Annotated in this window: 15 protein-coding genes and 5 pseudogenes; 8 read left to right on the top strand and 12 right to left on the bottom strand. The window is 69.5% G+C overall.

Annotation, left to right across the window (positions count from 1 at the left end; translation table 11 throughout):
- Window positions 1-581: 581 nt before the first annotated feature.
- The 3 genes from ACZ79I_RS11005 to ACZ79I_RS10995 are packed head-to-tail and all read right to left on the bottom strand — an operon-like array spanning window position 582 to window position 3,554.
- Entirely contained in the window at window positions 582-1,688 is a 1,107-nt protein-coding gene (locus ACZ79I_RS11005) for a PP2C family protein-serine/threonine phosphatase (RefSeq protein WP_471496500.1), read from the bottom strand.
- The gene (kaiC, locus tag ACZ79I_RS11000) at window positions 1,681-3,207 is read right to left on the bottom strand and encodes a circadian clock protein KaiC (protein ID WP_471496498.1); all 1,527 of its coding nucleotides are present in this window, start codon (window positions 3,205-3,207) and stop codon (window positions 1,681-1,683) included. The genes ACZ79I_RS11005 and kaiC overlap by 8 nt, the downstream gene beginning before the upstream one ends.
- Entirely contained in the window at window positions 3,204-3,554 is a 351-nt protein-coding gene (locus ACZ79I_RS10995; protein ID WP_471496497.1) for a circadian clock KaiB family protein, read from the bottom strand. The genes kaiC and ACZ79I_RS10995 overlap by 4 nt, the downstream gene beginning before the upstream one ends.
- A gap of 316 nt (window positions 3,555-3,870) precedes the next feature.
- Here ACZ79I_RS10995 and ACZ79I_RS10990 point away from each other — a divergent pair, with 316 nt between their 5' ends.
- Complete coding sequence (locus tag ACZ79I_RS10990) at window positions 3,871-5,094, top strand: PP2C family protein-serine/threonine phosphatase (protein WP_471496495.1); 1,224 nt, start codon at window positions 3,871-3,873, stop codon at window positions 5,092-5,094.
- Window positions 5,095-5,971: 877 nt separating this feature from the next.
- Window positions 5,972-6,490: a hypothetical protein gene (locus tag ACZ79I_RS10985; protein WP_471493252.1), complete on the top strand. Its 519-nt coding sequence runs from the start codon at window positions 5,972-5,974 to the stop codon at window positions 6,488-6,490.
- Here ACZ79I_RS10985 and ACZ79I_RS10980 read toward each other — a convergent pair.
- A complete protein-coding gene (locus ACZ79I_RS10980; RefSeq protein ID WP_471493253.1) occupies window positions 6,447-7,364 on the bottom strand; it encodes an IS5 family transposase in 918 nt (305 codons plus the stop codon). The two genes, ACZ79I_RS10985 and ACZ79I_RS10980, sit on opposite strands and share 44 nt — an antisense overlap.
- Window positions 7,365-7,561: 197 nt before the next feature.
- On the opposite strand from ACZ79I_RS10980, the pseudogene ACZ79I_RS10975 reads away from it, so the two are divergent.
- Window positions 7,562-8,545, top strand: a pseudogene (locus ACZ79I_RS10975) (DNA/RNA helicase domain-containing protein); the annotation flags it as partial.
- A gap of 83 nt (window positions 8,546-8,628) precedes the next feature.
- Here ACZ79I_RS10975 and ACZ79I_RS10970 read toward each other — a convergent pair.
- Window positions 8,629-8,817, bottom strand: a complete 189-nt coding sequence (locus ACZ79I_RS10970) for a DUF397 domain-containing protein (protein ID WP_471496493.1) — start codon at window positions 8,815-8,817, stop codon at window positions 8,629-8,631.
- Window positions 8,814-9,662, bottom strand: a complete 849-nt coding sequence (locus ACZ79I_RS10965) for a helix-turn-helix domain-containing protein (RefSeq protein WP_471496491.1) — start codon at window positions 9,660-9,662, stop codon at window positions 8,814-8,816. The genes ACZ79I_RS10970 and ACZ79I_RS10965 overlap by 4 nt, the downstream gene beginning before the upstream one ends.
- Window positions 9,663-9,812: 150 nt before the next feature.
- On the opposite strand from ACZ79I_RS10965, the pseudogene ACZ79I_RS10960 reads away from it, so the two are divergent.
- From ACZ79I_RS10960 to ACZ79I_RS10950, 3 genes and pseudogenes are all read left to right on the top strand, one after another.
- Window positions 9,813-10,309, top strand: a pseudogene (locus ACZ79I_RS10960) (ATP-binding protein).
- On the top strand, window positions 10,306-11,448 hold the full coding sequence (locus ACZ79I_RS10955) for a hypothetical protein (protein ID WP_471496489.1): 1,143 nt from the start codon (window positions 10,306-10,308) through the stop codon (window positions 11,446-11,448). The pseudogene ACZ79I_RS10960 and the gene ACZ79I_RS10955 overlap by 4 nt, the downstream one beginning before the upstream one ends.
- 490 nt (window positions 11,449-11,938) lie before the next feature.
- Window positions 11,939-12,505, top strand: a complete 567-nt coding sequence (locus ACZ79I_RS10950; protein WP_471496487.1) for a hypothetical protein — start codon at window positions 11,939-11,941, stop codon at window positions 12,503-12,505.
- A gap of 76 nt (window positions 12,506-12,581) precedes the next feature.
- On the opposite strand, the gene ACZ79I_RS10945 is transcribed toward ACZ79I_RS10950, so the two are convergent.
- The 3 genes and pseudogenes from ACZ79I_RS10945 to ACZ79I_RS10935 all read right to left on the bottom strand — a co-directional run bounded on the left by ACZ79I_RS10945 (window position 12,582) and on the right by ACZ79I_RS10935 (window position 15,295).
- A complete protein-coding gene (locus tag ACZ79I_RS10945; RefSeq protein ID WP_471496485.1) occupies window positions 12,582-13,016 on the bottom strand; it encodes a pentapeptide repeat-containing protein in 435 nt (144 codons plus the stop codon).
- A 17-nt stretch (window positions 13,017-13,033) separates the two neighbouring features.
- Window positions 13,034-13,322 (bottom strand): annotated as a pseudogene (locus ACZ79I_RS10940) (hypothetical protein).
- Window positions 13,319-15,295 carry a heavy metal translocating P-type ATPase gene (locus tag ACZ79I_RS10935; RefSeq protein WP_471496483.1) on the bottom strand — a complete coding sequence of 659 codons (1,977 nt, stop codon included), beginning with the start codon at window positions 15,293-15,295 and terminating at the stop codon, window positions 13,319-13,321. Before ACZ79I_RS10935 ends, ACZ79I_RS10940 begins: the two are co-directional and overlap by 4 nt.
- 67 nt (window positions 15,296-15,362) lie before the next feature.
- On the opposite strand from ACZ79I_RS10935, the gene ACZ79I_RS10930 reads away from it, so the two are divergent.
- Window positions 15,363-15,767 (top strand): ArsR/SmtB family transcription factor, encoded by a 405-nt coding sequence (locus ACZ79I_RS10930; RefSeq protein WP_471496481.1) that lies wholly within the window; start codon window positions 15,363-15,365, stop codon window positions 15,765-15,767.
- A 164-nt stretch (window positions 15,768-15,931) separates the two neighbouring features.
- Here ACZ79I_RS10930 and ACZ79I_RS10925 read toward each other — a convergent pair.
- From ACZ79I_RS10925 to ACZ79I_RS10915, 3 genes and pseudogenes are all read right to left on the bottom strand, one after another.
- Window positions 15,932-16,297, bottom strand: a pseudogene (locus ACZ79I_RS10925) (CHAT domain-containing protein); the annotation flags it as partial.
- 21 nt (window positions 16,298-16,318) lie between these two features.
- A pseudogene (locus ACZ79I_RS10920) lies at window positions 16,319-16,605 on the bottom strand (transposase); the annotation flags it as partial.
- Between the two features lie 385 nt (window positions 16,606-16,990).
- A complete protein-coding gene (locus tag ACZ79I_RS10915; protein WP_471496479.1) occupies window positions 16,991-17,875 on the bottom strand; it encodes an expansin EXLX1 family cellulose-binding protein in 885 nt (294 codons plus the stop codon).
- Between the two features lie 466 nt (window positions 17,876-18,341).
- On the opposite strand from ACZ79I_RS10915, the gene ACZ79I_RS10910 reads away from it, so the two are divergent.
- Entirely contained in the window at window positions 18,342-18,551 is a 210-nt protein-coding gene (locus ACZ79I_RS10910; protein WP_471496478.1) for a hypothetical protein, read from the top strand.
- Window positions 18,552-18,603: the final 52 nt, after the last annotated feature.

Genomic DNA, 18,603 nt, shown 5'->3' with positions numbered 1-18,603 from the left:
GTGGAACAGAACCCGGCGTACAGCCCGACTCGTCTGCTTTTGTCGCCCTGGCCTGGGGTTTTACCCAGGTCGGGGCCATTTCTTGCCGGGCGGAGGTTCCCGTTTCTACCTGCGGGTTCCCGGGAGTTCCCGCGTGGTTGTGCAACGGTCGTGAAATGGGGGAGCGGCCGGCAGAGCGTGACTTGCCTCGTCAGATGGGGGTGCTGGGCGAGTGCGGGAAGCTCGTGATCTGTGAGACCACTCTGCGGATTTGCGCGCGTCGGGATCGTGTGGCGGGCGGGGCTGAGTGGCGGCGTGGGCTGCTTGTGCGGAGCTTGAGGTCCGCGCGCATGCCGGCTGCTGGGCCACCGTCGACCCGTCTCGCCCCGGTGGACTACGTGAGCAGACCACCCGCGAACGCTTGGGGTGATTCGCAGGGGTTTGGGATGTAGCCGATCGTGTCGGCTCCTACCGTCGCCGGGGTCGAGTCCGCCGTGAGGGCGGGGATGACGAGTCGTGTGAGTGGAGTCGCTGGGAGACGTGCGCTTGGCGGTCCCAAGACTTCGGATCGGCCCGCCTGTGGACCCTGGCGGTGACGGCGCCTACGGGGCGCTTCCGGGGTGGGGCTGGGCGGGCACGCGCAGGGCGAGGATGGCGATGTCGTCTTGGCCTTCGCCGGGGTGCTGGTCGGCCAGGGTGCGTACGAAGTCGTCCAACGGCAGGTCGGCGTGGGCGGTGGCGAGGTCGGCGAGTGCGTCGAGCCCGACGTCGATGGGCTGGTCGCGGTGTTCGACCAGCCCGTCGGTGAAGAAGATCACGGTGTCGCCCGCGGGCAGGAGGCGGGTGTCGTCGGAGCGGGTCCGGTCGGGATCCACGCCGAGCGGCAGGCCGGGCTCGATGTGCAGGTACTCGGCCGCGCCGGAGGCGGTGAGCAGCAGCGGTGGGAGATGGCCTGCGCTGCTCCAGTTCAGCTTCCAGCCACTGTCACTGGGCTCGATGCGGGCCACGCACGCGGTGGTGACCGGGTTCTTCGTGATCGCGTGGAGGGTGCGGTCCAGCGCGGCGAGGATGGCGCTGGGTGCGGCGCGGCGGTCGAACAGCAGGGCGCGCAGCATGTTGCGGACCTGGGCCATCGCGGCCGCGGCGTGCAGGTCATGCCCGGCGACATCGCCGATCACAGCGCCGACGGCGCCGTCGGGGAGCGGGATGGCGTCGTACCAGTCCCCGCCGAGGTGTCCGACGCCGACGGTGGCGGGCCGGTAGACGGCGGCCGCGCCGAAAGGGGCCAAGTCCGGCAGCTCCGGCTGCAGCAGCCGCTGGAAGCGCTCGGCGCCCCGTTCGATGTGTCGCCGGCGCGTCACGTCCCGCAGGGAGATGACATGCATAGGCTCGCCGTGCAAGGCGGTGGTGACGGTCCGTATCTCGACGACCCGGCTGCCGCCGCCCGGCAGCAGCAGTTCCACCTCTGTCGACCGGTCCGCCACGATCGGGAAGCCGAACGGGGCGCCGAGCAACTCCCGGGCGGGGCGGCCGAAAAGCTCTGCGGCGACCGGATTGCACAGCCGGACGAGCCCCTGGTCGTCCACGGCGATGACCCCGTCGGCGGACTCCTGGACGATCAGCCGGCTGATGTCGATGGCGAACTCCACGTCGGCGGGGCCTGGCCCCTCCGTCTCCTGGCCCTCCCGGCCGACGGCAGCCTCATTCATCACTGTGCTGGGGGCTTTCTGTCTCGTCCGGTGCCGTCGTCTCCGCCCGGAGGGCTTCGTCGGGTGTGAGGATGCCGATGCGGGCGCTGAGCCGCTCGCCGATGTGCAGGCCGTCGGCGTCGATCGTTGCCAGGCGGATGCCGGGGTCGTGGGCGGAGCCGCGGCTCTGCATGACCACGATGGCACGGTGGACCTGGCCGGCGTGCTCGAAGAAGCGCAGCGTGATGGTGACGTCGGTGAGGCTGGCGATCTCCTGCGCGATGTGTGGCGTGAGCTGGCGGGTGAGTCGGCCAGGTAGCGCTGAGGTGAGCAGCGTGGTGATGCCGCGCTGGCGCACGACCGCGCCGAGGGCGATGACGAAGTCGAGCAGCGCGCGGGGTGAGGCGATGCGTTCCAGCGCGGATATCGTGTCGATGACGAGCCGGTCGGGCCTGCGTTCTTCGACGGCCCGTCTGATCTGGATGAAATGGTCCTCCAGCGATGCCGTCTCCGGGTAGTCGGCGATGAGGTGGAGCAGGCCGGATGCCTCCATGGCGTCGATGTCCATCCCCCAGCCTGCCGCGTTGCGCTTGACCTGCTCCCGGGTCTCGTCGAAGGAGCAGGCAAGGCAGCGCTCGCCCGCTGCCGCTCCCGCGGTGATGAACTTCAGGCTCAACAGCGTCTTGCCTACGCCGCTCGGGCCGGTCAGCAGGATGAGCGCATCCTTGTAGAACCCTCCCCCACACATGTCGTCCAGTTGGGTGAGGCCCGACGACACGCGCACCCGGGAGGCGGCCGCGGGGGGCAGGGCGAGGAACGCAAGCGGGATCACCACGAGTCCGTCCGTCGGATCGATGGCGAAGAGCCATTCCCCCGTGCGGTGGGGAGCACCGCGGAATTTGACGATTTCGACGGTCCGGCGCCGTCGCTCGTTCGCCAGCACGTTGCGCAGGATGATCACGTTGTCGACCACGAACTCCTCGACGCCGTACCTGGACACGCCGTCGTACTCACCCGAGCGCTCCGCGGTGATGATCGAGGTGGTCCCGGTCATTTCCAGGGCGTTGACAATCCGCGCGATCTCGTGGCGGACGGTCGCGGGGTCGGCGAAGCGGGTGAAGACCGCATCCAGCGCGTCGACCGAAACCCGGGCGGCGCCGATCCGGCCTGCCGCATGCCCGATCCGCGCCTCCAGGGCGCCGAAGTCGAAGGTGCCGATGACGGGCGCTTCCAGGGCGATGTCGGCCGAGGCGTCGACAAACGCCCATTTCCCGTCGTCCTCCCACTGCCTGATCGGGAAGCCCAGCGAGGCGAAGTTGCGTCGGATGTCGTCCGCCGTCTCCTCGAAGGTGACGAACACTCCCGGCTCCCCTGAATGGAGGATGCCCCGGGCCAGGAACTCCACCGCGAACAAGGTTTTGCCGCTGCCGGTGGTTCCGGCGACGAGAGTTGCACGCCCTTTGGGAAGCCCGCCGAGGGCGACTGGGTCGAAGCCCTTGATGCCGGTGGGGAGCCGTTCGATCGCATCGATGCCGTTCATTCCTCTTCCCCCTGCCGGGCAGGACCGGACGGCTCCGGGAGCCCCAGGGCGTTTGCCGTGCGGCGCTGATCGGACAGATCACCGATCGCTCGCAGCTGCGGCAGCGGGGCGAGTCTGATCACGGCAGGAGTGGCCAGAATGCGCTGCTCCTCCGCGAGATCCGGCTGTTCGGCGGCGTCGACGACCTCGAGGTCGAAACCGCCCGACAAATGGGATTCGCACAGCGCACGCAGGTTCTCCTCCGCGGTGGAGGACCGCTCCGTATGCCCGGCCACAAAGAGCCTGAAGGAATACCTCGTCACGACCTCCATGCGATCCATCGACATCAACCCCTTGCCCGTCACCACCACTCTCGCTCCAAACGGGACAAAATGTGTGTTCTATCCTAAGTCGAAGCGGGTCGCCCGCGCCGGTGTGGACGGTGCGGCGGTCCGCGGCGAGGCCGGCGCTTTAGTGCCGGATGGGCACGTGGCGGTCCGGGCGGCCGGGCCACCTGAGGCCGTCGCCGCCCACCGCGCTGCAGGCGCGGTGGGGGTGTATAAGTACCCTTTGTGATCTATTGAAGGCATACCGTAACCATCGCTGCTTGCCGTGACTGGTCGCGAGTTGATGCTCGTGGTGAGGGTTTCCATACTGATGTGAGGGGGGTAAGGGAGTCTGGCCGTGAGTGGTGCCTTCCACGAACTTCCCCGGTTGTTGACGGCAGCGGAGACGGCGGCGCCGGTGGATGCCGTCGACGTGGTCGCCGAGGACCTGCGGCAGCGTTTCGAGGCCACGAAGGTGTCCTTCCTCGTCGTCGATCTGACGGGGAAGGCTGTGGCCCGGCTGTCCACCGCCTCTGCGGGGGAGGCCGGACGGGAAGTGGAACGGATCGACCTGTTCGGAAGTGTCTACGGGCAGGTGGTGCGTACCCAGCGGCCGTACCGGGAGGTGACCGGTCAGGGACAGCGGGTGATTGCCCCGGTCACCAACCGCGGCGACGCGATCGGACTGCTGGAGCTGCATCTGCCGGCCGACGCCGGTGAGGGGGTTCTCGAGGTGATCGGGGAAGCGGCCCATGCCCTGGCCTACATCGTCATCGCCAACGGGCGTTTCACCGATCTCTACCTCTGGGGCAAACGCTCCAGGCCACCGAGCTTGGCAGCAGAGATCCAATACCAGTTGCTGCCACAGTCGCTGTCGTGCGAGGCCGCACAGTTCGCCCTGTGCGGGAGCCTGGAGCCCTCCGAAGACATCAGCGGCGACACCTTCGACTACGCCCTGAACCGCGACGCCCTGCATCTGTCGGTGACCGACGCCATGGGCCACCACATCGACGCCGCTCTGGACGCCACGGTCCTGGTGGGCGCCCTGCGCAGCGCCCGCCGTGAAGGAGCCGGCCTGGCCGAGCAGGCCCACCGGGCCGACCGGGCCCTGGCCGACCACGGCCACGGCCACGCCACCGGGCAACTGCTGCGCATCAATATCCACACCGGGCAGGCCCAGCTCGTCAACGCCGGCCACCCCCACCTGCTGCGCATGCGCGAAGGGGCCCTGGAGGAGATCGCCTGCGAGGTGGACCAGCCCTTCGGGCTGCCGGTGCCCATGTCCCACCCCTACCGCGTTCAGGACATCGAGATACGCCCCGGTGATCGTCTGCTCATGCTCACCGACGGCATGCTGGAGCGGAACGCGGAGAAAGTGGACCTGCCCACCCTTGTGAAGCGCACGCGGGACCTGCACCCACGGGAGACCGTGCTGACGCTGACAACCGCGGTCCTGAACGCATGCGGTGGCCGCCTCGAAGACGACGCCACGGTGATGTGCCTGGACTGGCACGGCATCGAGGAGACCCTCCGGCACGTCAGCTCCGGCGCGGACACTCAGCAAGCCTCCCCGCCTCAATGAGTGAAGTGGGCCGCCGACGAGGTGCCCGTGGCTCGGGTCCTTTTCCGACGGCCCCTTCCCGAACCGGACAGGCCTGATTTCCAGGCATCCGGCTCTCCAACGATCACTTCCGGAGTGGTGCGGTGGTAGCGCGTCTCCCCTGCGAAATACCTCGCCGCCTTGCACAGGATCTCGCGCTCCTCTTCCAGCTCGCGGACCTTCGACCTCGACCCGGCGGCGGGCCGCTTCGGCGCCGTCGTGGCCGAGCACACTCACCGGCGGGGCTCCCGGATGCCGCCCTGAAGCCGCGTGCGGAACGGACCGGCCGGGGACGCGACGCCACCCTGCCGAACCCGCGGTCCGCACGACACACGGCCACCGGAAAGCACTGACGGGGGTACCTGGTGTTTGCGCTGGGACAGACGGCGTCATCCCGTTCCGCGCCACCGAAACAGCGTTCATGATGCTGTTCCTGTCGGCCGCGAGTAGATGTGCACCAGATGTGCAGCGCGGTCGTCCCGCACGAATGAACCCACAGGTCAGCGTGGCATTCTTCCAGCGTCCGGCGGTCTCCGGCGTACAGCCCGACTCGTCTGGCTTCCTGGCTCCTGTCCGGGCTCGTCCCGGTCGGCACCGGGTTCCCCTGGTGTGGACGGTTGGTGCACCCTTGTTCGCTGTCCTGCTGAGCGCGCGCCTTGATGACGGCTCAGCTCTTCCCGCCGCCCAGCGCTGCCAGGCCGTCGCACCATCTGCGACCACGCCTGCAGACCCGCAGCCATCGCGTTAGAAGCTGTTGTCTTTCCGGAGTTGGGGACTGCATTTCCACTGGTCGGGCGTAGGGTCGGCGGTCCTGTGGGAGTAGTGGCCTGTCGTGCTGTCGCTGCCTGGGAGGTCGTGGATGCCGTCGGTGGTTGGGCTGTTGGAACAGCGTGAGCTGGGTGCTCGCCGTCGTGTGGACGAGTTGCGGGAGGAGGCCGACCGCATCCAGGCCGAGCTGGCTGTGGCCGAGCGGGAATGGAAGGAGTGGGCCATCGCCCGCTCGCGGGTCGACGAGGTGCTGGCCTTGGTCGACGAAACAATGCAGGACCAGGTCCGGGCCGACCGGACCGCGCCAGTGCCGGATGCGGCGAAGGCGAAGTCGCAGGTGCCGGTGTGGCGGGAGGGGCTGGACAGGTCGGTGCTGTCGGTGGACTACCAGCGCATCCTGGACGTGCTCGCGGACCGGTGCCGGCTCGGTCAAGGGCCGCTGACCTGTCAGGAGATGGCCGCGGGGTTCGGCATGGAGGTGGTGCCGGCGCGTGTGGAGACATTGCGGTCGAAGGCGAAACGACTGGTCGCGCGCGGCTGGCTGGCCGAGCCCGCGCCGGGCCGGTTCACGCCTGCTGCGGGCGTGAGCGGGCAAGGCGGCGGGTCATGAGCAGGGTCATCGACCAGTAGACCATCACCTCGGCGCTGGTGGTGTGCCGCTCGTAGTCGCGTGCCAGGCGGCGGGTGCGCATCAGGTGGGCGAAGAACCGCTCGACGATCCACCGCTTGGGCAGTACCACGAAGCCGCGCATGTCGTCGCTGCGTTTGACGATCGCCAGGACCAGCGCGAGGAAGGCGAGGCAGTAGTCGATGAGGCTGCCGGTGTAGCCGCCATCGGCCCAGACAAGGGTGAGGCGGTGATGCGCGTCGGCCACCTGCGTAAGCAGCACCCGGGCGGCGGCGCGGTCGCCGACATCTGCGGCGGTGACCATCACCCCGAGCAGCAGGCCGAGGGTGTCGACCACGACGTGCCGCTTGCGCCCGTTGACCAGCTTGCCTCCGTCGAACCCGCGGCTGTCCGCACCGACGACCGCGTCCGCCTTCACCGACTGCGAGTCGATCACTCCGGCCGTCGGCTCCGCGTCGCGGCCCACCTCCTCGCGAACCTGCGCACGTAGCCGGTCGTGGAACTCCTTGACCAGGCCATGGTCGCGCCAGCGGCGGAAGAACGCGTACACCCGGTCCCACGGCGGGAAGTCGGCCGGCATCGCCCGCCACTTGATGCCGTTGTCAACGAGGTAGCGGATCGCATCGAGTGCAGCCCGGTGGCAGTACGCCTCCGGCCGGCCACCGCGACCGCGCATCCAGCCCGGCACCGGAAGCAACGGCCGGACGGCCGCCCACTCCGCGTCCGTCATGTCCGACGGGTAGCGCCGCTGCCGCAACCCGTTGTCGACGGCGTTTCCGAACCGGTGAGCCAGGCAGTCACACTCCCAGGTGACCGAGCTGGACTGCCCGGCATTCGGCACGAAAGACTGCTGCATCAAGGGCCTCCTGCTGCTCGGTGATTCGACACCAACGAGCTGTTCAGGAGGCCCTGTCCGTATGCGCCAAGCGCCCCACGATCACCCAATCGGGACTCTCGTTCGACGCGCATCTCTCAAGATCGAAAAAACAACAGCTTCTTAGTGTTCTCCTCGAATATCTTCAACTGCGGTCCGACGGGCTTCCGCTGCAGGACATGCCCCCCATCCGCACGAGTCACTTCGTGCTGCCTGGGGGCTTTTCCGTGCTGTATCGCGGTTCGGCGTCGACCATCGCCGCCGAACACATGTCAGGGCCTGAGGACCGGATCTCCAGCGCTCTGGCCGTCTACTTGACCGAGCAGTTTTTTCACCTCCACAAGCGCAAGCCCGGCGCCTCCGAAATACGCTCATGGGAGTGCAGCATCCCGCAGGTGGCGAACGCGCTCCTCGACGCGGGCCTGCACGGCGTCGAGATGATGCTCGAGTATCAGCTCCCGCTGTCGAGCAAGCGTGCCGACGCGGTGCTGGCCGGGGTGCACCCCACAACCGGAGCCCCGTCCTACGTCGTGGTCGAGCTCAAGCAGTGGAGCAGCGCGGAACCCTACGACGGAACGGCGGAGCGGTGCCTGGTCGACGGCTACGGCAGGCCCAAGCTCAACCCCATCCTCCAAGTCGCCGACTACTGCGGCTACTTGGTGGGATTCAACAGCGCCCTCGCACGGCATCCTGAACGCATCGCCGGTGCCGCCTACCTGCACAACGCCCCCGAGACCGGTGTGGCGGGCCTGTACGACGTCGGGCAGCGCATCCATGGACGGCTGTTCAGCAGGGACCGGCGCGGCGCGTTCATCGACTTCCTGAAGACGCGGTTCGCGCCCGAGCCCGGCGCGAGCGCCGCCGACGCGCTGCAGCACGCTGCCATCAGGCCGTCGCGTCAGCTCATGGAGGTCGCGGCCCGCGAGGTGGGTGAGCGTGAGGAGTTCGTCCTCCTCGACGAGCAGCACCTGGCCTACGAGACGGTCATGCACGCGGTGCGCAAGGCACGCCGCTCGGACCACAAGGAAGTCGTGATCGTGACCGGCGGCCCCGGCACCGGCAAGAGCGTGATCGCGCTCTCGCTGCTGGGTGAGCTGTACCGCAACGGCCACACGGCTCTGCACGCCACGGGATCGCGCTCCTTCACGCTGACCATGAGGAACAGACCACGCTCGACGTTGAGCAGTCCGAAGACACCTCGGTGGGCCAGGACATGTGAGCCCTGGCCCGCCAAGGCTGATCGAGCTCAGACCTGGGTGTTGCCTGCGTGGGTGATGAACGCTGCCCAAGCTGTCGGAGAGAGGGCGAGCTGCCCGCTCTCCCGCTGCTTCGAGTCGCGCACGTGGATGGACTCGTCCACGGCGACCTCGATGCAGTTGTCCCCGGAACTTCCGCTGTAGCTGCTCTTGAACCACTCCAGTTCAGTGCTGCTCATAACGCTCCTCGCATCTGCTCCAGCAAGCACATACCGGCTTCCCGGCCGAGAGCCTGCTGACGCAGCTTGCCATAGCGCTGGAGCATTGCGCTCACGTCTTCGGGCTGAGTGATCAGGACACTGGACTGCTGTCCTTCGGTGTACCCGATCCACTGGTGGTCAGGAGTCTCCGCCAGGTACATCTGCCCGTCGACCCCGACGTGATCCGCCTGCCGGAGCGGCATCATCTGGATCTCGACGTTACGCAACCGCCCGGCCTTCAGCAGCTGGTCGATGACACTCTGGGTGACCTGAGTGCCGCCTACTCCTCGTTCGATGAGTGCCTGCTCAATGACGAAGCTGAATGCCGTGTTCGGCCTCTCCACCAGCAACCGCTGCCTCTCCAACCGCGCCTCAACCTGCCGCTCGATCTGCTCCTCCGTCAGCGGAGGAAGCCGCCTCTCGAAGATCGCCCTGATGTAAGGCTCCGGCTGCAGCAACCCCGGAATCGCCCTGCACTCATACGCATAGAGCGAGATCGCTTCCTCTTCGATCCCCGCCCACTGCTGGAACCACGACGCCAACCCCTGCTTCCGTGCCAGGTTCCGCGCCGCCGCCCGTAGCACCCGCGGCGCCTCCAACACCTCCCCGGCCCGCTCGATGAACCTCGGCTGCGGAAACCGCCTGCCCTGTTCCAGCTTGGCGATGGCGTGGACCGAGTAGCCGACGATCTCCGCGTACGCCTCCTGCGTGAACCCGGCCTCCTCCCGCAGGGCCTTGTGTACGGCCCCGAAGGTCTTGAGCCCGTCCGAGACCTCTGGTTCACTGCCAACGGCCCCGGCCCCTGCGTCTTCGACGTCCACCACGCCCGGCCACCTCTCGTCGCGCACCCCGTGTTCAACTGACCCATCGTTACGGTGCGTGACTTGCCCTGTCCAGTGAGCGAACCAGTACAACGCGGCTGTACCAGCGTCGTGCCTGGCTGGACCGTCCACCCCGCCGGAACGCTGGCCTCCATGTCCGCGCCCCACACCCAAGCCCCGATTACCGTACGTGTGTTCAGTCGGCGTCTCAGCGCCACCCGTCGCGGCGCCCGACTCGCCCGCCGACTGGCCGTCCACCAACTCGACGCCTGGGAAGTCCCGTACGGCTCCGACCTCTCCGACACCGCCGCTCTGATCGTCGCCGAGCTCGCCGCCAATTCCGTACTCCATGGCCGCGTGCCCGGAAGGGACATCGCCCTGCGTCTGACGCACAGCCCGGAAAAGATCCGCATCGAGATCGCCGACGTTCGTGGGGAAGCCCTCCCCGACTCCTGCCGTCCCCGTTCCCCGACGCCGAGACCGGCCGCGGTCTCCTCTTGGTCGAGGCCCTGGCCTCCCGCTGGGGCGTCGACACCGAGCCGGGCCCCGGAAGAAGGGTCTGGGCGGAAATCGATCACCCCGCCGGCTCCCACGCCCCGGCGCCACCCACTGAGCTGTGTCAGTGCCGCCTGCCACTCTGCCTCCCATGAGCATGCGACAGGCATTCTTATGGTTCGTCTTCTACTTCTGGTTCCTCGTCACGCCGTGCCAGCTCTTCGCGTACTACGTCCCGTGGGTGAGCGGCACACGCGTGCCGGGTCGCCTTCTCGGCCGCGTGCGTCTGCTGAAGCGGCTCGGGCGGCGCAAGGCGGAGGGCCGACTCGGCTCGGTGAAGGCATCACTCACTGAAGAGCTGGGACCCCGCGCTGAGTTCGAGGTGCTGACCGCCAAACCGCTCGTGGACCAAGTACACGCGCACGCCACCTGGGCACAGCTCAGCCGGATTTTCCTCGCCGCGCCCGGCCTGCTCGCCTGCGCCGCCCTCGCGCTCGTCGTCACCCCCTCGACCTGGCGCACCTGGCCGCTGTGGGCCGTTGGCATCTACCTCGCCTTCGTCCATGTGTCGGCCTTGTTGACCTGTATCGACATCTGGGCCGTGCGCAACGCCGACTCGGCGGGCACGGTCACCGCAGTGGCTGTGGGCGTCCTGGAGAGCTTCACCACCAGGGCCCACAAGGCTCCCGCCAAGTCGACACCGGCGGCTTGGCAGAGCCAGATGGTCGAGCAGCTGTGCACGGCCCTGGTGCGACGCGCTCACCGGGAGTCCGTCGGAGCCGTACCGGGAAGCCGCCTGGCCATGGCGCAGAGCACCGCAACCGCCGTCCTCGCCCTGCGCCACCACACCGCACTCGTCCACGGTGACGCCGCAGGCGAGGAGCGGGCGATCCACCTGCGCGAACTGTGGCTGCTCGTCTGCGACATCCTCACGTACAGCAGCCGCCCGCGCGCCGACGTCGTGGACTTCCGCGTGGTCGACGCGGACCGGCTCGCCGACGTGCCGGAGACGATCCCCGACGTGACCGCGGTGCCCTCTCCGAAGGCCCGCGTGCTCGTCCCGCTGTTCTTCCTGTGCGCCCTCATGGCCATCGCCGTCGGACTCGGAGTCACCGGAGCCGCGGGCGAGTTCACCGCGCCCATCGTCGTCGCGCTGGCCATGGCCGCCGCGCCCCTCGCCCGCCGGTTCGGAGTCACGGTGCTCGACTCCTTCGCGGGTCCCACGGCCCCGCTCGCAGCCGCCGCGCACGACGAGCCCCAGCCGACTCCGGGAGCCGTCCGCAGGGCCGCCTGACGAGGCGCACATCGGGGCGGACGGCGGCCGGGAGGACGGATTCCGTGAGCGGACATGCCCGCTGGTGCTGCAACGGCGCTTCCCGTGACTGGCTGTCGAGTACGGGGTTGTGCGCATGGGTGTGGGCGCGTCCATGGTGGACGCGCCCCTGACACTCATCGGGTTCACTATCGGGATCGGGCCCACAAGATCGCGCAGCCGATCGCGAAGCCGCCCACGCCGCTGCCGGCACCGTAGGCGACCCCGAGCGCGAAGCGCTTCGTCAGTGGCTTGGCGGCCCGGCGCAGGCGGATGAGAGGGCGAGGTCCGGGCGCGGACTCTGTCGGCAGCGTTTTTGACCTGGGGTTTTGGCGGGGGTTGGGTCAATGGCATGGTCCCGGCCCGCAGCGCGTGGCGTCGACGTCCGCCCGGGGGATGGGAGCCGGGCAGGTTCTCGGTCACAGTGGAGTACCCGGTCGAGGGGGAAGCCGTGGCGGGGGAGGGACGACCGATGATGGAACCGGGGCTGTTCGAGCTGGAAGCCGTCGTGGTGGGGCAGCCGAAGCGTTCACGGTGGCGCAGATACGTGGGCCCCGCCCTGACCGTGTGCACCGTGAAGGGGACCCCGCTCGCCCAGGTCACCTACACCGACGACACGCACTCCGTCCTCACGGAAACGTCCGGCGGGTTCATCGTCGGTATCGAGCAGTTCGGGCCGGTGGAGTTCCGCTTCACCGATGCCGCGGACCGGGAGGTCGGCACCGCCGGCGCCCGTGGAATCGTCAAGACCCGGCAGCTGAGCCTCCGGACGGAGCAGGGACGCCGACTCCTCCTCACACGGCTGAGTCTCCTGCACACCGAATGGCATCTCACGGAGAGCGATCCGGAAGGGGGCCCGGCGCCGGAGACTCTCGGCCGGGTCACGGTGAGCACCATCGACTCGTGGATCGGGTTGCAGCAGTACGTCGTCGAAACGGACCCTCGCCTGGACGCCTCCGAACGGCGGACCGTCGTCGCCTCGGTCGTCTGTCTGCACCTGCTCCGCCGGCCCCCGGGCGACAGCACCACGCCGGTGTGATCGGCTGCTCCTGCCGCAGATCGTGAGCTTGCCGACCGCGCGGCTGCGCCATGAGGGTGAGGGCTGAGGCCCGGCTCTACGCAATGGTGTCGGCCTCGGACGGCCAACCGATGACCTGGTCCAGCTGAACGTTGCGAAGGAGCGCTCCGGTGAGGCGGACCCCGGTGGCGTTGGTGAGGTCGTACTGTGGTCTGCCGCTGTTCACCCGGCCGAACTCGGCGTCGGTGAGAACTGCGTCGCGGAGGTCGGCCTCGCGGAGATCGCAGCCGGACAGCCGCGCCCCGCGAAGCGACGCTCCGCGCAGGTCTGCACCGCTGAGATCGCAGAACTTGAACCAGCAGCCGTCCAGGGTGGCCTGCCGCAGATCGACTCCCTTGAACGAGCACCGTGTGAAGCGCAACTGTGAGGGGCGAGCAGAAGCCAGGTCCTGGCCGGTGAAGTCCTCGCAGTTCAGGGCCGTGTAGCGCGGGAGCTCGGCGAGTCGACGCCTCGCGTTCAGGGGCGTGGTCATGGGCGACAGTCTGCCGGTCAACCCCGATATGAGCTCGCGGTTTCCCACGGCAACGCGTACAGGTCGAGCACGCCGGACGGGTCAGCGGGCCCGGGACCGCCGGCTTCGATCCAGGAGCAGGCTCCAGGCCGTCGGTCACCCGCACCTGAGCGGTGCTCTCCAGCGCGCGGCGTGGCCCGGCGAGTTGGGCGGCGTGGTCGACGCCGGGGATCGTGGAGGTGCCGCAGCAGCAGCCGCGGCAGACAGTGACGGTGCAGCGGCTGCCCCCGCGGCGGCGGGGGCAGCCTTGCGGGCGCGGCGGCTCACCGGCCGGTCCCCATGCGGGCGCGGCGCCAGGCGCCATCGGCGAGCAGGCGCAGGCCGTTGACACCGACGATGACCGTGGAGCCTTCATGGCCTGCGACACCGAGCGGCAGGGGCAGGGTGCCGGCCAGGTCCCAGATGACCAGGCCGGTGATGAACACCGCGGCGATGACCAGGTTCTGTACGACCAGGCGGCGCGCTCGGCGGGAGAGGCGGACGACGGTGGGGATGGTGTCCAGTTCGTCGCGGACCACGACGGCGTCGGCGGTCTCCAGGGCCAGGTCGGATCCGGCGCGGCCCATGGCGATGCCGGTGTGGGCGGCGGCCAGCGCGGGGGCGTCGTTGACGCCGTCGCCGACCACCAGCACCTTCCGCCCGGCCTGCTCCATCTCCCGCACCGCGTTCACCTTGTCCTGCGGCAGCAGACCGGCGCGCACATCGGTGATCCCCACCTCGCCGGCGAGGTGGGCGGCCGCGCGCGGGTTGTCCCCGGTGACCAGCACGGGGACGGTGCCCGTCAGCTCACCCAGGGCGGAGACAGTGGAGGCGGCCTCCTCGCGGAGCCGGTCGGCGATGCCCAGCACCCCCACCGGGGTGCCGTGGAGGGTGACCAGCACGGCGGTGCGGCCTTCTTCCTCCAGTCCTGCGGCAACGGCGATGGCGGGATGACCGGTGTGGTGGTCCAGGACGCGGGCGGGGCTGCCGACCGCGACGGTGCGGCCCGCGACCTTCGCGCTCACCCCGGCGCCCGGCGTGGAGGTGAAGTCCTCCACCAGCGGGACGTCGAGGTTGCGGGTGCGGGCGGCGTCCACGATGGCGCGGGCCAGCGGGTGCTCGCTGGGGTGCTCGGCCGCTGCTGCCAGTCGCAGCAGCTCGTCCTCGTCCAGGCCGGAGGCGGCCATGGGGAGGATGTCGGTCACTTGGGGTGTGCCTTCGGTCAGCGTTCCGGTCTTGTCCAGAGCGACCGCATCCACCTGCCCGAGGCGTTCCATGACCACCGCGGACTTGACCAGCACGCCGTGGCGTCCGGCGTTGGCGATGGCCGACAGCAGCGGTGGCATGGTGGCCAGCACCACCGCACAGGGCGAGGCGACGATCATGAAGGTCATGGCGCGCAGCAGCGTGGACCGCAGGTCGGCGCCGAAGGCGAGGGGCAGGATGAACAGGGCGAGGGTGGCGGCGACCATGCCGAGGCTGTAGCGCTGTTCGACCTTCTCGATGAACAGCTGGGTGGGGGCCTTGGTTTCGGAGGCTTCCTCGACCATGGCCACGATCCGGGCGATCACCGAGTCCGACGGGTCGCGCTCGACCTTCACCCGCAGGGCACCGGTGCCGTTGAGGGTGCCGGCGAAGACCTCGTCGCCCTCCTCCTTCGCAACGGGGAGGGGTTCGCCGGTGATGGTGGCCTGGTCGACCTCGCCGGCCCCGTCGACCACCCGGCCGTCGGCGCCGATCCGCTCGCCGGGCCGCACCAGGATGGTGTCGCCCACGCCGAGCTGCTCGGTCAGCACCGTCTCCTCGGTACCGTCATCCGCAAGCCGGGTGGCGGTTTCCGGGGCGAGATCGAGAAGGCCGCGCACCGAGTCGGCGGTGCGGGCGGTGGCGAGCGCCTCCAGCGCGCCGGAGGTGGCGAAGATGACGATCAGCAGCGCGCCGTCCAGCACCTGCCCGATCGCCGCCGCCCCCAGTGCCGCAACGACCATGAGCAGGTCCACATCCAGGGTTTTCTCCCGCAGCGCCCGCAGGCCGGCCCAGCCCGGCTCCCAGCCGCCGGTGACGTAGACGGCCGCGAACGGCGGCCCCCACGCCCACGCCGGCGCACCGGCCGAGTACGGCGGCAGGGCGAGCAGGAACAGCACCAGCGCCGCCGCCGCCCACCTCGCCTCGGGCAGCGCGAAGATCCGGGTACGGCGCCTGGGAGACACCGGCTCGCGAGCGGCGTCAACCGGAGCCGGGCGGACAAGAGTGGAAGACATTCCACCACGGTAACAGGAACGAATGAACATTGATTCATGTGTTCATGGTGCGGCGTACCATGGACGTATGGGTCACGGAGCCGCACCGCCTGACAGCAACGTCCCGCACACGCGCCTGGACGCGGCCGGCGCCGCCAAGGTGGCCACCACCCTCCAGGCCCTGGCCACTCCCTCCCGCCTGCTCATCCTCGCCCGCCTGCGCGAAGGCCCCCTGCCGGCGACGGAACTGGCCGCCGAGGTCGGCATGGAACAGTCCGCCTGCTCCCACCAACTGCGCCTGCTGCGCAACCTCGGCCTGGTCACCGGCACCCGCAAGGGCCGTTCAGTCGTCTACGCCCTCTACGACAACCACGTCGCCGAACTCCTCGACCAGGCCCTCTACCACGTCGAACACCTCCGCCTCGGCATGAGCGACGCGGCGCTGCCCGCTCCGGAGCCGGAGCGCGACACCGCCGCGATCCCCGGCGCCTGAGCCGTACGGGCACGGCGCCTCGCCGGCGACATGACATACCTTGCGGCGCTGCGGCGCTGCGGCGTCCGGCTCCGCCGGCCGGGGTTCGGCGCCGGCGCCGACGAGCGCCGGCCTGTCGGTGACGTGCTCAAAGACCCACTGCCGGGACTGGTCCTGGCATCGGATCACGGCCGGCTGTGGATCAGTGACGCCCACAGGTGTGGTCGGCCGGTGTGCTCGGTGCGCAGACGCTGGACGACATGGTGGAGCGCGACCGCCGCGTCATCGGCGGACGGCGTGTCCGGCATCAGCCGGTAGAAGGGGTCGGCCGCGCCGGCCGCGACGCGGTCGTCCAGCGGCCGCAAACTCGCGACGACGTGCCGGAACCCGGCCAGTCGGAACGCGGAGGCGTGGTGGATGGACTGGTCTGCGTGCCTCCAGCCGACATGTCCGGTGGAGCACGCGGACGGGTATGCGAGTTCGGCTTCGTGGAGGTCGCGGCGGCCGATCTCCGCGATGGACAGCACGCCGTCGTGGAGGTGGAGCCCGCCCTCGGACGGTGCGTCGGGGTCGGTGCCGGAGTGGCAGGCGAAGTGTGCCCAGCTTGCCTCGGCGTCCTTCAGGAAGCCGGTGTCGTCGAAGACCATGGTTCTCGGCCGGATCACCGCCTCCATCCGCCAGGCCGGCCGGGCCCGGATATGCGCCGGCTCCCAGGGACTGGTGTGGTGAAGTTGGCCAGAGCCTGGCGGTTGCCGTCAGCCCCGAGCCGGGCGGCCATCGGCTCGATGGACTTGCGCCGCCCGTCGGTCAGCAATGCCTCGGCGGATTCGCATGCGACGATCTCCAAGTCCTGAGTCACCCCAGCAGCGAACCACACTCGCCTCGCCGCGGACGGCCGAGCTGGGAACAGGTGCGGAGACCGGCAAGTGGCGCCTGACCCGAAACCGGTGGCACACCGGCTTCGTCGACGCCCTCGGCCACGGTGGTCCAGCTCGCCAACAAGATGCTGTCCATGGTCAGGCGCCGCACCACCGCCGAGACCCGCGGCCGGCGCGGACGGGCGAGCGCCCCGGCCCTGGGCCCGCGCCGGCGGGTCCCGCGGCGCCCGGGACTCGTCCCCGGCGAAGACGTCGAGGCTGTCGTCGCTGTCCCGCAGTTCCTCGGCGGTGGCCAGGCTCGCCGAGGTGCACGCGCCGGCCTGCCAGGGCGGCAACGGTGCGGTCCACACCCAGACCACGCGCGAGTCAGTGCCGGGCGAACTGGACCTGGGTCGGTTGTACGACGTTCGGCCGCAGCGCGATTCCACTGATGGTCAGTCGTTCACCGTAGATGTCCGTGATTCTGATCGCGTTGCCGCACCCGCCGCCGTCGGCGGAGACGAAGTAGTTGTAGGCAGTGCGGGGCAGTTGCCGCCAGCCGCTCGTGGTGCGGACCTCCAGCCTGGTGACCGGATTCCGGTGGTCGATCGCCTGGATGGCGCACCAGTAGGGGCTGGAGCCGGTCTTGTACCTGATGGAGACCGTATCGGAGGTGCTGGGGCTTACCAGGCTCCAGACGATGGGGAGCCGGCCGAGCTTGAGGTCGGCGAGTTTGGCGAAGGCCTGTTCGCTGAGGTCGATCTGACCGGGTGCGCAGGGCAGGGGGCATTCGTTGGTGATCCGTACCGTGACGGACTTGCCGTTCGCGGCGCGCACGAGCACGTAGGCGCCGCACGCCCTGGACGACTCGTAGTCGGTCGTGTTCATCGCCGCGATCATGAGGTCGTCGCTCGCGCCGAACAGGCAGGCGCCGTCTCCGACTCCTGCCTTGTAAGCGGTGGCGACTCCCCGGTAAGTGGTGTTGGGCTGAATCCGTCCTGCCGACGATGCCGCGGGGGGCTCCGTTCGCGGGGGCTGCGGAGCGTCTTTCGGCGACGGTTTCGCCGCTTTGGTGGTCGTGGTGCCCGTCGGGGTCGGGGAGGCACTCGGGGTCGGGGTGCCCGTCGCGGTCGGGGTGGCGGTTCTCACTTTGGTAATGGGGACGTGTGTGGCCGTCGCAGACCCTGCATCGACCTTGCGGCCGGCAGGCGACGCCGTGATCAGGTAGGTGAGAACACCTGCGGCGGCCAGCGCCACCACGGAACCCGTCATGAGCCGTCTCCTGTGCCTGCGCTGCCGCGCGGCCTGCCTTGCTGACTTCATTGCCTGTCCGTTCGGAAGATCGAGCCGATGGTGCACTGTTCGGTGACCGCGGGAAGCGAAAAGGTTGCCGACGATTCCTCAGGGACTGATAGGGCAGAACCGGACTGACACGGTCGCCGCGTGACCGTGCCCCGCCTTTGCCGTTCATGCCGTCCTTGCCGCCGACTCGGTAGCCGGTGCCCGTGCCGCCCGTGTCCTTCCGGCAGCACGGTGGCCCCGGCGCTGGAGGATCCCGTGGTGAACAGGGTCGCGGCCCGGCGGTACGGCGTTGTCGCCACGCAGGTGAACGTCTCCGTACCGCCATGGTTCGTCGCGCCGGAGGCGAGGGTCCCGCCGGCGTTCGCCATCTTGGCCCAGCCGGTGAGCAGGAGGCGGTGCTCGGCCTGGGGCAGGTCGGGTTCTGGTCGGTGTTGTCTTGCTGCTGGTCTGGGTGGTCAACGCGTGGCCTCCGGTGCGGGCGTTCGAGGACGTGACGGACGAGGCCGCCCCGCTGCTCACCCAGGAGCTCGTCGAGCCCCGTCTCGAAGCGGGCGCTGGAGATGGGGTTGCCGCCGGTGTGGTTGCCGCCGGTGCCGTGCAGGCGCCGGTGTCGGGTGCGGCCGTCGCCGAGACGGCGTCGCCGTAGGCTCCCTTGCCGTCGTTGTCGCCGCTGGCCGTGCCGACCCGGTTCACGGGCG

The organism is Streptomyces sp. PSU-S4-23 (assembly GCF_055632315.1).
Note: the sequence above shows the minus strand (reverse complement) of the source record. Positions and strands in the feature narration are given on the sequence as shown.

Bases quoted from the DNA above. Each gene is read 5' to 3' on its own strand.
- ACZ79I_RS10950 (WP_471496487.1), top strand. From the start codon at position 11,939: ATGATGGAACCGGGGCTGTTCGAGCTGGAAGCCGTCGTGGTGGGGCAG.
- ACZ79I_RS10955 (WP_471496489.1), top strand. From the start codon at position 10,306: ATGAGCATGCGACAGGCATTCTTATGGTTCGTCTTCTACTTCTGGTTC.
- ACZ79I_RS10930 (WP_471496481.1), top strand. From the start codon at position 15,363: ATGGGTCACGGAGCCGCACCGCCTGACAGCAACGTCCCGCACACGCGC.
- ACZ79I_RS10985 (WP_471493252.1), top strand. From the start codon at position 5,972: ATGCCGTCGGTGGTTGGGCTGTTGGAACAGCGTGAGCTGGGTGCTCGC.
- ACZ79I_RS10980 (WP_471493253.1), bottom strand. From the start codon at position 7,364: ATGCAGCAGTCTTTCGTGCCGAATGCCGGGCAGTCCAGCTCGGTCACC.
- ACZ79I_RS10945 (WP_471496485.1), bottom strand. From the start codon at position 13,016: ATGACCACGCCCCTGAACGCGAGGCGTCGACTCGCCGAGCTCCCGCGC.
- ACZ79I_RS10935 (WP_471496483.1), bottom strand. From the start codon at position 15,295: ATGTCTTCCACTCTTGTCCGCCCGGCTCCGGTTGACGCCGCTCGCGAG.
- kaiC (WP_471496498.1), bottom strand. From the start codon at position 3,207: ATGAACGGCATCGATGCGATCGAACGGCTCCCCACCGGCATCAAGGGC.
- ACZ79I_RS11005 (WP_471496500.1), bottom strand. From the start codon at position 1,688: ATGAATGAGGCTGCCGTCGGCCGGGAGGGCCAGGAGACGGAGGGGCCA.
- ACZ79I_RS10970 (WP_471496493.1), bottom strand. From the start codon at position 8,817: ATGAGCAGCACTGAACTGGAGTGGTTCAAGAGCAGCTACAGCGGAAGT.
- ACZ79I_RS10915 (WP_471496479.1), bottom strand. From the start codon at position 17,875: ATGACGGGTTCCGTGGTGGCGCTGGCCGCCGCAGGTGTTCTCACCTAC.